We start from the raw sequence: 13,377 nt of genomic DNA, 5'->3' as shown, positions 1-13,377 counted from the left end.
CACTCGTCACTAGGCGCAGGGCCTGCCTTTGAGCACCGTCATGTAACGGAAGCGCTCCGTGAGGTGACTGGGAGGTACTCAATGGCGGCCGCCGTCGGGACGAGGCAGAGCACGGTCAACTGCCGCCAACGTGGCGCTCGGGTCTCCGGCGTAGACGATGTGCGGTTCGTCAGCGGTGGGTGCCTCGAAGCGGTTCGCGTGTCGAAGCAGGTCTTCCTCGGTGAACGAGATGCTGTTCGGGTCGACCAGAGACTTCGCGTTGCGCTTCTGGATCCTGTCCCAGCGCACCTCGTGCGGTGCAGGCAGGTAGATCAGCACGGGCTCGCCGCCGGCTTCCATGACGGTCGCCGCCCACAAGGCACGCTCTTCCCGCGTCCAGAACCCGTGGTCGACTACGACCTCGTGTCCGGCCGCCAGGAGCTGCTGTACCTCCAGGGCGATGTCCTTGAGGACGGGCGCCTCCCGGACAAGGAACTCACCGCGGGGGAAGTCTCGCCCGTAGTGTCCGTAGCGACGGAACATCTCCTCATCGGGGCACAGACGCCGGAAGCCGGCCTCCTCCAAGGCGCGGGCAAGGGTCGTTTTGCCAGCACCTTGCAGGCCGGTCATGAGGATTGCGCGGGGCGCAGGTCCCGGCCGGCCGGACAAGGCTGCGGAGATGCGGCTGATCTCGAATCGTCCTTTCAGGGTGAGGGTGTCGGCACGCTCGGATCGAAGGAGCTCACCGAGGCGCGCTTCGAGGCAGCTGATGAGGGTGTCATCCAGGAGGACGGCGTCGCTGGCGTTCACCGCAGCACCTCGGACGTGGTGCGCCGCGTGCGGCCAGGAGCACCCAGGTCTACGCCGTACTCGAGGAGTTGGCCGTCGACGTCCAGGAACCTGGCGGTCAGCACCAGGATCGCTGCGACGGTTTCGGCGTCCAACTCCAGGAGCCCCAGGTCCTCCTTCGTGGCGATGCGAGCGGTCTCCTCATCTATGCGCTGCTCGACCTGGCGCCCGGTGGCTTCGGCGATGAGATCCAGCGACAGCCCGCCCTTGAGGCGCTCGCTGCGTGCGAGCTCGGGCAGCACCCGGGCGAACTCCGCCGGGATCCAAGACGTTGAGTGGGAGACGATCCCGTGAGCATCCCGGTAGACGCGGCTCCGGCGAATCACGTCGTCACCAGGGTCGATGCCGAGCACATGCGCGACGTCCTCGGGGGCCGGCACCATGCCAGCGCTGTGGCCGGAGGACTTCTCGCCCACGCCCCACGACGACTTCGTCGTGCTGCTGCGGTCATGACGTTCCGACCCCGAGGCGAGCGACACGGGCCGCGCCATGACTTCGGTGCCGACACCCGGGATGCCGTTGACCAGCTTCTCGTCTCGCAGCAGCTTCATGGCGCGGTCGGCCGTTGCAGTGCTGACGCCCCACTGATCCGCCAGGGCCCGGATGCTCGGCAGCAACTCGCCCGGCGCGAGCTCCCCGGAATGGATGAGATCGCGGTAGTGACCCGCGATGCGCGCGTACGGCGGCCGGTTGTCGGCCCTCGGTTGCCCTGGCATGTCGCCTCGCCTCCTTCTTTTCCGTCTTAGGTGCCTCACTATACCGCTTGACACCTGAGGGTACCTGAGGCAACCTGATGTATGTAAGACGGTGATCCTCACGGAACACCGAGTAGTCGAACCACCGCAGTAGTCGTCCGCCCTCCGGGGTGGCCGGAGTAGCCCTCCCCAGCTTGCTGGGAATCCGAGGGCGTGAGAGCACCATCGAACTCCTCCGGAGCCTGACGGCCGCGACCACTGTGTGCACGTCGCAGCGCTGTGCGCTGTCTGTCCTACGGGACGCCGGCCTCGTGCTGTGCGGCCCGGCGGGCAGAGAACGCATTCGCGACGCGCCCCCTGCCACTCCGTCCATGAGGAGTCCAGATGTCTGCTTCGACCCTTGAGCGCACCGCCCGCACCCGCCGGAGTCGGACCCGCTCCCGCACCGTCAACGCCCGCCCCGCGCTCGTCATCTCCACCCTCAAGCCCCACCAGTACGACCTGCGCCCGGCCTGCGCGTCGCTGATCTGCCCCGACTGCAAGACGTGGGTGCCGATCACCGGCCTCCAGACCCACAAGCCCAAGGTCGTGCCGCACGACACCGGCCTTGCGAACAAGGACGCGTCCGTCCGCTGCCGCCTGGGAAGCAACCGCCTGGTCACCATCGACATGACGGTCAAGAAGTGGCAGGAGCGCCTCGAGGACGGCAACTCGGAGACCGTTCACCGCCGCAAGACCACCGTGCTGCGGAAGCCGAAGGTCGCGCTCGCCCCCGCCGTCAGCCAGATCGCCGCGCAGAAGCAGACGACGACGGACGACGACTCCGGCGACGGCCGGCCCCTGTGGCTGCTGCGCGAGATGAAGTGGGCGTCGACCGAGTCCGCGGTTCGCGACGCCGACACCCGGCGCGCGCAGCTGCCCGACGGTGAAGCGCCGCTGGGCGCACCGCCGGTCCCGCTCAAGACGCTGCACCCCAAGCGCGCGAGCTGACCCGCTCCAGACGAACGACCAAGGCCCCGGCCACCCCGCAGAGGGGCGGCCGGGGCCTTGGCTGCTCGTACAAGCAGTCAGCTCCCCAAATGGGGAGTGATCGCGACAGCCCTTGGGATTGCGGCCCGGGAGCTGTCCAGGACCTGACTGGAGGACCTGATGCAGCACAGCATGACACGCACCACGGCGCAGCCGCGGGCCGGAGTCATCGACGACATCGAGCGCGAGGACGACTCCAAGGGCTACGAGCCCGAGGACGCCGCCCGCGTCGACGTCGCCCTGGCGCTCCTGCCCAACCTGACCCTGGCGCAGGCCGGTTGGGAGGTGGCGGCGTGATCACCAGCCTCACCGACGCCGAACGCGAGGCGCTCTCGCAGAAGAACCGAGAGCAGAACCAGCGGTCGGAAGCCAACCGCCGATGAACATCCGGCAGCCCAACCAGCAGCGCTGACCCCGGCCCTGCCCGTCGTCCCCGTGCCTTCCCGGCCGGGGCCGGCGGAGAGCGCCGGGAGCTCCCCCGCTCCGGCCGTACGGCCGCCGACACAGAACAGCCCCAGGGTGGCCGCCCCGGGGCTATCTCCTGCACTGGACCTTCTGGGAGGCCCTGATGAACCGCTCCATCGTACGCACCCCGTACTACGGCGCCGTCTCCACCGACGCGCCCGCCCCGCGGCCCCGCCCGGCCTGTGCCGACGAGGACCCCGAGCTGTTCTTCCCGATCGGTGACACGGGCCCGGCCCTGCTCCAGGTCGAGGAAGCCAAGGCTGTCTGCCGTCGCTGCCCGCTGATGGAGAGCTGCCTCCAGGGCGCCCTGGACCGCGGCGAGACCGCCGGTGTGTGGGGCGGGCTGTCCGAGCCCGAGCGCCGCTCCCTCAAGCGCCGCGCCGCCCGTCGCCGCTCTGCCTGATCCGTTCTGACGGTTGCCTGATCCGCTCGCACCGACCGCTGCACCACGGCGGCCGGGACGGGCGGTGACGGGGAGCCGGACAGCCCGGACCGACAGTCGAGGGAGGCCCCCATGGCCACGACGATCACCCCGCTCCAGCCCGGCACGGAAGCCGCCGCCAAGGCCGCCGCGTTCGCGATCTTCGGCAGCGACATCCCGCCGATCGACCCCGACGACTACAACGGCAGCTGGCGCACCACCCTCCACGTCATCGCGGAGGAGTGGGTGGGCGAGGGCCGTGTCGAGCGGCACGCCGCCCGCACCGCGACCGCGATCAACGACCTGCTGAACACCGAGAAGCTGCTCGGCGTGGGATCGCCCGAGGCGCTCGCCGGCGGCACCGCGCTCAAGCCGCTGATCGACAAGTGCCGGATCTACGGCATCACCACCGACGACCTCCGGCGCCACGGCGCGCAGCTCCACACGAGCTGACTTCGCGCCCGCCCGGCGGGAGCCGTTCCCAGTTTCGAGACCGCCCCGCAGCACTTCGCGAGTACGGCCGCCCACCCCCCGGGCAGCCGGCCTTTTCGCGCGCCCGGAGCGGGTAGAGCCGGTGTCCGGTTCGCAAGCAACCATCCGCACCAAGAGCCGCTTCGGGAACGCCTCACCGCGTTTCGGGAGCAGCCCCCGCCGTTTCGCGTACGCCCTGAACGACCCCCTCCGGAGGCCCTCATGACCATCACCGACTGGCCGCGCACCGCGGCTGAACCCGACTCCGACTCGGCTTCACCGGCCGCCGTTTCGGGAACGGCCACGCCGGTTTCGCGGACACCCGGCACCGTTTCGGACACGGCTGAGTTCGTTTCGGAGACGGAAAGCGGAACCGGAACGAAGCACTCACCGGGCCCGCTGACCGGAACCCAGAAGTGGGCGGCCGGTGCGATCGTGATCGCCGCGCTCGTGCTCGCGGGCATCGGCCTGTACCTCTCCTTCGAGCACGTCGCGGTCTTCGCGTTCGAGCAGCTCCGCTTCGAGTCGCTCGGCAAGGGCCAGCTGTTCGCGGTCGGCGTCGACGTCGGCATCATGGTCATGATCGCCGTCGACCTCCTGATGGCCTGGCTCAAGCGCCCCATCAGCTGGATTCGCTACCCGGTGTGGCTGCTGACCAGCGCGACAGTCGTCCTCAACGCCGCCTCCGGCGCCCCGAAAGGGGCCTGGAAGCTGCTGGACTACGTCGCCGCCGGCGCCCACGGCGTCGTCCCGATCCTCTTCATCACGGTGGTGGAGCTCGGGCGTACCGCGATCGACCGCATCGTCCGGCCCGACCAGGCCGAACGCGACTCGATCCCGTGGCTGCGGTGGGTGCTCGCCCCCGTCGCGACGGCCCGGATCTTCCGCCGGATGCGGCTGTGGGGCGTCACCTCCTACCCGGAGATGATCCGCCGCGACCAGGAGCTCATCGCCTACGAGCAGTGGCTCAAGCGCAAGTACGAGGGTGGCGACATCTCCAAGGCCAGCGAGGATGAGCTGCTGCCGATGAAGATGGCCCCGTACGGCTACACCGTCGCCCAGGCCCTGGCCATGCCCGATGAGCAGGAACGGGCAGCTCAGGAGCGTGAGGAGGAAGCCGAGCGGCGGCGCCTGGACGCGGAGACCCGCAGCGAGGTCGCCCAGTCCAAGGCCGAGTCCGAGCGCCTGCGCGCCAAGGGCGAGGTGGAGACGGTCCGGGCGGAGATCGACGGCCAGACCGGCCAGGCCCGCGCTCACGCTCGTGCCCAGGTCAGCGCCGCAGAGCGGGCCGCTGAGCTGGAGGAGCAGGCCCTCGACAACGCGGTGATCGCCGAAGCCCGCACCCGCGAAGCGGAGGCGGCGCGCAAGGAGGCCCAGGAGCGCGAGGCTGAGGCGGAAGCGGACCTGCGCGCAGCCGAGCTGGAGCGTCAGGCAGCCGAGAAGCGGAAGCTCGCGGCGGAGGCCGACCGGGTCGCCGCGGCTGAGGCCCAGGCGGTCGAGACCCAGGCCATCGCCGAAGCCCGCAAGGCCGCTGCCGAAGCCGATCGGGTCGCTGCCGAAACGGAGCGGGTTGCTGCCGAAACGCGGCGCGCCACTGCCGAAGCCAACCGCAAGAAGGCTGAGGAGGACCGCCGCCAGGCGGACGCCCTCGCCGACATCGCGCGCTCCCAGAAGGAGGCCGCCGAAGTCGAGCGGGCTGCTGCCGAAACGCGTCGGGCCGCTGCCGAAATCGAGCGGCGCGCGGTCGAAGCCGAGGACGTCGCGAAGCTCAAGCCGCGCGAGCGGGCGGTCCGCAGGGTCGCCCGGATGATCCTCGCGGCCGGTGGCGACGCCGACCGGCTGCCGCTGGCCGACATCCAGCACGAGCTGGCGGTCACCTCCCCCGGCACCGCCTCCGAGTACCGCCAGGAGGCAGCCGAGCTGCTCGCCGGCGGATACCGCCCGGAGCAGTGACCTGCACGAACGAGCCGTTCGACGGTTCCACCGGCCCCCGAGACGAAGTCAGCGCCTCGGGAGCGCGGTGAAGGCGCCGAAACGCCACGACAAAGCCTCCCAGATCGCCCCCGCCCCGAGAAGGAGATCCCCACCTCATGGATATCAACGCACTGTTCACGGATGAGGGCCTTCGGGCCTTCACCGCCACCGTCCGCGACCAGCACGTTCGCGATGCCCAGCAGTACGGGCAGATCGCCGACATCGTGCGCCGGCGCCTGGAGCAGACGCCGATCGAGGGCGACCGCTGGATGGCCAAGAAGCTGCGCGCCTGGAAGGTGTCGCGGCAGCTCAGGGCCATGCAGAAGGCGTCCGGCGAGGCCGCGAGCAAGGCGGAGGCTCTGTACGCGACCTACGTCAACGAGGTCCTGGAGCTCCCGCAGCGCCGGGCGGTCGCGGAGGCCAAGAAGCTGGACCGCAAGAACGGCCGCCAGGCCGCCGTCGGCGCGGCCGTCGCGAGCTCGCTGAACAAGACGGTGACCGCGCTCAACACCCCCCAGGAGCAGGCACCGGGCGCGGTCCCGCAGGCGAGGCCGGCGGAGTTCGTGGCCCCGGACAACCCCTGGAACCAGTGGCCGATGGCGGCCGGTGGTGAGCGGCCGACCGCCTCGATCAACGACTACTTCGCGAAGGGAGAGCAGGGGTGACCACCCCTCGGCAGACGCAAAACCGCGCGAAGCACTGGAACGCGCGGATCGCGGAGGCCACGACCGAGAAGGAGCGGGCCGGGGTCTGGTACGACGCGTGCCGGACCCTGGCCCGCCAGGCCGAACGCGACGGCAAGCCGGACGTGTGGCGCAGCCTCACCGCCGCGCTCCACGACTTCTACAAGAGCAACGGAGGGTGACGAAGTTCTTCTTCATCACCGCTTCTTCCTTGCCGCCTGGAGCACCCCAAGGCGCGCGCGTGTCGTGCGCGCGCGAGGGTGCCCCAGGCGGTGACCGTCTGTCAACTCCGAGAGGGAGACGTCATGGCCGACGACGACGGCCCCAACAACTTGATCCACTTCCCGCGCGTGGGCTACACCGCCCCCGCCGAACCCCCTGCGGAGACGCCCGCTCCGGCCCCCGCCGACGTGCCGTTCGCGGCCCCCGCCGACGTCTCCCCGGCTCCCGCAGACGCCCCCGAAGCGTTTGCACCCGCGATCCGCACCTCGCCCCTGGACACCATCTCGGCACTGCCCGAGCCCGGTTTGGGGACCCCGTTCGCCCCTGGTTCGGAGCCCGCTGCGGCTCCGGCCGGGTCGGGCGCGATGGTCCCGGCGACCTTCCGTTCGGAGGGTGCGCAGCCCGCCGCGCCGCGTCTGGGGTCGCTGTCCCTGGCGGCGATCCTCGCGGTGTCTCTGGCCGCCATGCGCGGCATCCACTCCGCCGTCGCGACGGGCCGGGCGAACCGGGAGCAGCGCGAAGCGGTCGCGAAGACCGCGAGCACCGGCAAGGACGGCTCCTCCGGGGGCAGTTCGAAGAAGCAGGTGCAGCCCAGCCACGAGTACGGTCGCAAGACCCTCCAGCGCGGTCCTGGCGGGCCGGGAGGTCGCTCCGGCGGCTCTGGTCCGGGCAGGTCCGGGCGGGGCGGCAGCGGTTCGTTCAGCGGCTCTGGCGGCCGGGGGCGCGGCGGGTCGACGACCCGCTCGCCCAGCGGCTCAGGCGGCGGTTCCCGAGGCGGGCGCGGCGGCGGTGGCTCCGGTCCCGGTCGTTCCAACTCCGGCTCCGGCGGCGGCAAGGGCGGCTCCGGGGTCACCCCGCTCAAGCGCACGTCGCAGGGCGGCGGCGTGAACCTCAAGAAGAACCGCGGCCCCGGCTCCTCCGGGTCCGGCGGCTCGGGAGGTTCGGGCGGCGGTGGCAAGGGACCGGGCAGCGGTGGCGGTGGCGGGCGCAAGCGCTCCCCCAACGGCGGCGGCGGTTCCGGCTCCGGTGGCGGCGGCTCCACCACGAACCGCAGGCGCGGGCCCGGCGGCACCGGGTCCGGGGCTGGCGGTTCGTCCGGCGGTCCGGGCAAGAAGCGCGGACCGGGCTCCGGAACGGGCACCGGCAAGACGACCGGCCCCGGCAAGGGCACGGGATCGGGCGGGAAGACCACGCCCGGCACCACCAGCTCGAAGGGGCCCGGCACCGGCAAGGGCTCGGGCACCGGCCCGAAGGGCGGCACGAAGAAGTCGCCGCGCGGTACGACCGGCCCGTCCGGGATCCTGCGCAAGAAGCCCGGCACCACCACCTCCGGCACCGGCCCGAAGACGAAGCCGAAGGGGAAGGGCAGCAGCGGCGCGGGCACCACGGCGCCCGGCAGCAAGCGCGGCGGCGGGAAGAAGGGCAAGACCCGCTCCGGCAAGGGCGGGACTGGCCCGGCTGTGCCCAAGGCGCCGGGCGGGAAGTCCCGCAAGGGCAAGAAGGTCACGCTCACGCCGGGCATCGCGCACGGCACGTTCGCGGCGACCGACAAGTACGGCTGCCGCTGCCGCAAGTGCCGGCGCTTCCAGAAGGAGTACAGCCGCAAGGTCCTGGGAGCGATGAAGTCCGCGGCCCGGGGCCGGACCACCTTCGGCGAGGCGGTGCACGAGACCGCTGAGAAGCGGCTCCGGCGCCGCCGCAAGAAGATGGGGTCGCCCATCGTCACGAAGGTCAAGGTCAGGAAGCCGAAGAAGAAGACCGGCCCGAAGACCAAGACTCCCAAGCCCGGCAGCACCACGCCCGCCGGGCCCGCCGCGAAGGCGCCGGCCGGTCCGGCCGCGGCCGCGCCGACCCGCCGCACGCCCTGGTCCACGGCCAAGGCGCGGGCCCGCAAGCGCGCCCGGATGCGCACCACCACGGTCCCCGGGCCTCGCCCGGCGCCGACGACCGGTACGACCACACCGCCCCCGACGCCGGGTCCGGCCGGTCCTCCGGCAGCTGCACCGGCCCCGGCCGCTGCGGTCGCCGGGGCAACCGCAGCCCCGGCCCCGCCGGGCGGCGGCACGGTGCCGGGCACCAGCACGCCGCGCCTGTCGCCGTTCGAGGCGATGGGCATGGCGACGGCGGTGTCCGCTCCGGCTGATCCGATCACGGTTGAGCGGGCCGACTCCCCGGGGTCCGGCCCGTCGACGTCCGGCGCGGGCACTCCCGCCGCCGGTCCCCCGAGCACGAAGGAGAACAGCGTGAGTGACGCCTGGCTGACGAAGTGGGGCAGCGGCAGCGTCGCGGACATGGACGCGCAGCACGAGACCGAGGTCACCCTCGACGACACGCTCGACGTCCTCGAGGAGCTCACCGCGCAGTCGTTCAAGGCGCACGAGACCTGCAACAAGCTCTCCGCGAAGGCCCGGCAGATCCGGTACGAGCTGGACGAACTCGCCGCCGACCTGCGCTCCACGCACAACGTCATCGGCCGCCTGACCGGCGCCGCGATGGCGAAGCTCGCGGAGTCCATGGAGCTCCTGGCCCGCAAGGCCGACGAGATGGCCACCAAGTCCCTCACGGCGGCGGAACTCTCCGAGAGCGCGGAGAACGCCATGTTCGACGCCTACCGGCCCCTGGTGCAGGCCACCGAAGACGCCGGCCTGCTCGTGCCCGCCGCCCGCGTCCACAACGAGAACTGAGAGGAGAACAGCACGTGAGCGACAACCTCCCCGCCATCCCGGGCATGAACAACGGCGTCGCCAACACCGGCAACGCCAGCAACGGCAACGGCTTCCTCGCCCTCGCGGGCCGGACCGCCAAGCTCGCCGCCTCCGCCCTCTTCCTCAAGGAGGGCATGCACCTGCTCCGCTCCCACATGCAGGCCAACGCCAACGCGGCCATGCGCCTGTCGGAGATGTGCGGCCAGGCCGAAGTCGAGCCCCAGTTCACCTCGATGATCGAGGACACCTCCACCGCCCTCACCGGCGTCGCGGAGGCGTCCGGCGAGATGGTCAACGCCGCCGACTCCGTCGACACCGACGCCCGCGGCTTCAACGGCGCGCACGAGCGGGAGTACCGCCCCGGCTACGAAGCCTCCAACGGCTCCGGAGTCCGCCAGGCCAAGCCCGGGTTCTACCGGCGCTCCGGCCGCCGCCGCTGACCCACCCCACCCCCGCGCAGCAGGGGCCGCACCCGGACACCCGGGCGCGGCCCCGGCCGCGCCCTGCCCCGATACGGAGGCTGTGTTGAGCACCATCGACCAGGCGGCCCCGGCCGTCGACACCACCAAGGCCGTCCCGGGCCACGTCATCTACCGGCGTGTCCTGGCCGAACGCACCTCCTACGCCCTCGCGGCCGCGGGCATGGCCGTCGGCCCGCAGCTGGACGACAGCGCCTGGTCCTACCTCGCCTCCGGCGGGATCGGACTGGGCACCCTCGCCTGGCTGTACGCGAAGACCAAGGACCCCGACCAGGGCCTGGGCATGCTGACCCGGGCGCAGCGGGCGATCCCGTTCCTGACGGCCGCCGGCACTTACGTGGCGAACCTGATCACCCCCGGCTTCAACTGGTGGGAGGTCGTCGCCCCCGCCGCGTGGGCGGGCCTGATGGGATGGATGGCGCCACTCACCCGTAGCGCCGGCCTGATCCTGGAGCTCAGCGAGCACCAGGAGCAGCAGGGCCCCGCCCGGGAGCTGACGTACACCGAGTTCCTCGCCGCGAAGTGGCAGCAGGCCACCGGCGACGGCACCCGGCTCGTGTCCATCACCCCGTACCGCGCCGACCGCCCGGACTTCGAGGCCGTCGTCGTCGCCCAGGCCGGGAAGGCGGTGCCCACCTTCACCGAGGTGCAGCTGGCCGCCGCGTTCGACTTCCCGGTCGGCACCGTGAAGATGCGGCCCGTCCAGGGCTCCGGGCCCGGCCGGATGCGCCTGGTCGCCCGCCCCACCTCCGAAGACGTCGAAGCCGTCGCCGAAGGCATCCGCGGGCTGTGGGAGACCTCGGTCTCCGCCCCGGGCAAGGCCGCCCCCGGTGTCGAACTGCTCGACTACCGGGCCGAAGGGCACCGCATCGTGCTGCTGGTCGCCTCGCCTCCGGGCAAGGAGATCCACCTGCCGCACACGGCGATCTGCTCCGCCTTCGGCATCGACGACCCGTCCCGGCTGGTCATCGAGACCGACGGCATCCGCCAGGGCGTCGTCTCCATCTACAAGACGAACCCGCTGATGAAGGTCCGCAAGGCCACCGTCGAAGACCTGACGATGGACTCCAAGGGCCGCGTCACCATCGGCGTCTGCCACGACGGGAAGCCCGCCCGGATGCGGCTGTGGGATCCGAGCCAGGGCGCGCTACGCGGCATCACCGCCGGCGTCACCGGCGCGGGCAAGTCGGTCCTGCAGAACCTGATCCTCGCCGCGGAGAAGCGCTCAGGCGTCGTCTCCTGGGTCGGCGACGTCCAAGGCGGCATGTCGCTGCCCGAGGCGGAGGGCAGGGTCGACTGGTTCGCCAAGGGCCCAGTGGAGACGCTGCTGATGCTCACGGCCGCGCACGCGGTCATGAAGTACCGCGAGCGGCTGTCCAACGAGATGGGGCGCGGCGACTTCGCGCTCGGGCGGCCGTGGCCGCTCATCAACATCACGCTGGACGAGATCAACCGGCTGCTGTCCCACCCGGACGAAGCGATGCGCAAGGCCACCGCCTACCTCATCGCCGACATCCAGAAGACCGGCCGCAAGGTCGGCATCGGCATCCGGCTCGCCGTGCAGTCCCTGCACCTCAAGGACCTCGGTGACGACGACGCGATCCGCCAGCAGGGCAAGGTCGGCGCGCTGTTCCTCATGCGCACCGCCTCCTCCTCCACCAAAGAGATGGGCCTGGACGGCATCGCCCCGGCCGGTTTCCAGATGGAGAACATCCCCGCCCGGATCTACGAGAACGGGCAGATCGAGGCGCTGTTCTCCGGCAAGGACGACGAGGACGGCGAGTCCACCGCGGGCATGGCGTACATGTTCCTCGACGGCCGGGCGAAGTTCATGCGCACGTTCTTCGCGGAGAAGGTCGACGGCGTCTACCCCGACCTGATCGCCCTGTACGGCGACGCACCGGCAAACGGGCTCACCGAGGGCGAGGCCAAGGCCGCACAGGCCGGGGCCGCGATCTACGGCGTGCGGCACACCAACCCGTACGCCGACTGCGACACCCTCGCCCAGGCGTTCTCCGACGCGCCCGGCAGCACCCCGGCGGCCGGCGGCCCGGCCCCGGACGACGACAGCGACGGCGACGGTGGCGAAGCCCCTGTCCCGTTCGCGGGCCCGTTCGCCGACATTCCGTTCGGCCTCAGCAACGACCCCGGCGAGGAGCCCGGCCTCCAGGACCAGATCCTCGACCTGCTCGCCGACGGACCCGTGAGCCTCAAGGACCTGCGCGAGGCGCTGCCCGGCTTCCAGCCCTCCAGCGTCAGCAACGCCTGCTCCCAGCTCAAGGCGAAGGGCCTGGCCAAGACCGTCAAGCGCGGAGTCTGGCAGCGCGCCGACAGCTGACCTGTCCCCACCATCCACTCACCGAAGGAAACCGATACCCGTGGCCCTGTCGATCTCCCTGGTCGTCCTGCTCGGCATCATCGTCTTCGTCCTCGTGCGCACCGGCTACCAGCGGATCATGCCGGGCATCGCCGTCTGCCTGTTCGGCTTCTTCCTCGCCAACACCGGCATCGCCCCCACGATCACCGGCGCCATGTCCTCGCTCACCGGTTGGATCAGCAGCTTCTGACCCGCCCGATTCCGTCCCACCCGAACGCGAAGGAGAACACGACGATGAACCGCCCCCTGGTGCTCCTGGTCGACGACGCGGCCGACGTCCTGGCGGCCAGCCCCGAGGCCCGCGCGCTCGTCACCGAGCTGCTGCGCACCGGCCGCCGCAACGGCCTGGTGGTCCGCTCCGAGGACCGCCGGCCGCTGGCGCAGTACCCGACGGTCAGCGCGCTCGAGGATGCTGCCGACCAGCAGTAGCCTCGCCCGCTCCCCCAACCTCTTGCGCCCTCCCTGCCGATCCGGCGGGGAGGGCGCCCGCGTCTGCCCCGAAACGGAGATCACCGTGGACTTCGACCACATCACCCGCCCGCTCACCGACGACGAGGCCAGGGCCGAAGCCGAGCGGATCATCGCCCGGTCCTTCCAGACCGAGCTGCCGCCCGTACGGCACATGCCGACGTCGTTCCGCGACGACACCAAGCTCCCCGCGTACGGCGACACCCCGCCCGTCCATCAGGACGACAAGCGGATCGTCCCCGCGTGGGCGGCCGGGATCGCGGTGGCCTCGATCGGTGTGGGCGCCGGCATCACCGGCATCGGCTGCGGGGCCTGGCTCGTGCTCCAGGGACTGGCCTCCGTCACGCTCTACGGCGTGCTCATGGTGACCTTGCCGTTCGCGGGCGTCGCCATGGTCGCCACCGCGATCGGCGGCGCGATCAACAGGGCCCGCAGCGCGGTCACGAAGAACGTGTTCGAGGGGCCGGTCACCCAGAACACGCAGATCAACAACACCAGCAACCAGCGCGGGATGTTCTCCCGCACCCGCAACGACGTCCGCTGAACTCCGGGCGCCCTGC

Annotated in this window: 15 protein-coding genes; 13 read left to right on the top strand and 2 right to left on the bottom strand. The window is 71.5% G+C overall.

Going from position 1 to position 13,377, the window contains the following annotated elements; genetic code table 11:
- Positions 1-78: 78 nt before the first annotated feature.
- Both ACFYWS_RS38810 and ACFYWS_RS38805 read right to left on the bottom strand, forming a co-directional pair.
- Complete coding sequence (locus ACFYWS_RS38810; RefSeq protein ID WP_389284381.1) at positions 79-789, bottom strand: AAA family ATPase; 711 nt, start codon at positions 787-789, stop codon at positions 79-81.
- A complete protein-coding gene (locus tag ACFYWS_RS38805) occupies positions 786-1,544 on the bottom strand; it encodes a GntR family transcriptional regulator (protein ID WP_389284380.1) in 759 nt (252 codons plus the stop codon). The genes ACFYWS_RS38810 and ACFYWS_RS38805 overlap by 4 nt, the downstream gene beginning before the upstream one ends.
- Positions 1,545-1,907: 363 nt before the next feature.
- Here ACFYWS_RS38805 and ACFYWS_RS38800 point away from each other — a divergent pair, with 363 nt between their 5' ends.
- The 13 genes from ACFYWS_RS38800 (at position 1,908) to ACFYWS_RS38740 (ending at position 13,361) form a co-directional block, all read left to right on the top strand.
- Positions 1,908-2,513, top strand: a complete 606-nt coding sequence (locus ACFYWS_RS38800; RefSeq protein WP_389284379.1) for a hypothetical protein — start codon at positions 1,908-1,910, stop codon at positions 2,511-2,513.
- A 171-nt stretch (positions 2,514-2,684) separates the two neighbouring features.
- Positions 2,685-2,849 (top strand): hypothetical protein, encoded by a 165-nt coding sequence (locus ACFYWS_RS38795; RefSeq protein ID WP_266862596.1) that lies wholly within the window; start codon positions 2,685-2,687, stop codon positions 2,847-2,849.
- A 271-nt stretch (positions 2,850-3,120) separates the two neighbouring features.
- Complete coding sequence (locus ACFYWS_RS38790; RefSeq protein ID WP_389284378.1) at positions 3,121-3,420, top strand: WhiB family transcriptional regulator; 300 nt, start codon at positions 3,121-3,123, stop codon at positions 3,418-3,420.
- A gap of 111 nt (positions 3,421-3,531) precedes the next feature.
- The gene (locus ACFYWS_RS38785; protein ID WP_389284377.1) at positions 3,532-3,891 is read left to right on the top strand and encodes a hypothetical protein; all 360 of its coding nucleotides are present in this window, start codon (positions 3,532-3,534) and stop codon (positions 3,889-3,891) included.
- A gap of 240 nt (positions 3,892-4,131) precedes the next feature.
- A complete protein-coding gene (locus ACFYWS_RS38780; RefSeq protein WP_389284376.1) occupies positions 4,132-5,862 on the top strand; it encodes a DUF2637 domain-containing protein in 1,731 nt (576 codons plus the stop codon).
- 137 nt (positions 5,863-5,999) lie between these two features.
- Positions 6,000-6,548 carry a hypothetical protein gene (locus ACFYWS_RS38775; RefSeq protein ID WP_389284374.1) on the top strand — a complete coding sequence of 183 codons (549 nt, stop codon included), beginning with the start codon at positions 6,000-6,002 and terminating at the stop codon, positions 6,546-6,548.
- Positions 6,545-6,748: a hypothetical protein gene (locus ACFYWS_RS38770; RefSeq protein WP_389284372.1), complete on the top strand. Its 204-nt coding sequence runs from the start codon at positions 6,545-6,547 to the stop codon at positions 6,746-6,748. Before ACFYWS_RS38775 ends, ACFYWS_RS38770 begins: the two co-directional genes overlap by 4 nt.
- 123 nt (positions 6,749-6,871) lie before the next feature.
- A complete protein-coding gene (locus ACFYWS_RS38765; RefSeq protein WP_389284370.1) occupies positions 6,872-9,472 on the top strand; it encodes a hypothetical protein in 2,601 nt (866 codons plus the stop codon).
- Positions 9,473-9,486: 14 nt separating this feature from the next.
- Entirely contained in the window at positions 9,487-9,933 is a 447-nt protein-coding gene (locus tag ACFYWS_RS38760; protein ID WP_389284369.1) for a conjugal transfer protein TraB, read from the top strand.
- 85 nt (positions 9,934-10,018) lie between these two features.
- The gene (locus ACFYWS_RS38755) at positions 10,019-12,310 is read left to right on the top strand and encodes a winged helix-turn-helix domain-containing protein (protein ID WP_389284367.1); all 2,292 of its coding nucleotides are present in this window, start codon (positions 10,019-10,021) and stop codon (positions 12,308-12,310) included.
- 40 nt (positions 12,311-12,350) lie between these two features.
- Entirely contained in the window at positions 12,351-12,539 is a 189-nt protein-coding gene (locus tag ACFYWS_RS38750) for a hypothetical protein (protein WP_389284366.1), read from the top strand.
- A 44-nt stretch (positions 12,540-12,583) separates the two neighbouring features.
- Positions 12,584-12,778 (top strand): hypothetical protein, encoded by a 195-nt coding sequence (locus tag ACFYWS_RS38745; RefSeq protein ID WP_389284365.1) that lies wholly within the window; start codon positions 12,584-12,586, stop codon positions 12,776-12,778.
- An 85-nt stretch (positions 12,779-12,863) separates the two neighbouring features.
- Complete coding sequence (locus tag ACFYWS_RS38740) at positions 12,864-13,361, top strand: hypothetical protein (RefSeq protein WP_389284363.1); 498 nt, start codon at positions 12,864-12,866, stop codon at positions 13,359-13,361.
- Positions 13,362-13,377: the final 16 nt, after the last annotated feature.

Source organism: Streptomyces sp. NPDC002795, assembly GCF_042888725.1.
Lineage (GTDB): Bacteria > Actinomycetota > Actinomycetes > Streptomycetales > Streptomycetaceae > Streptomyces.
The sequence above is the reverse complement of the archived record's forward strand: the minus strand, read 5'-3'. Positions and strand labels throughout refer to the sequence as shown.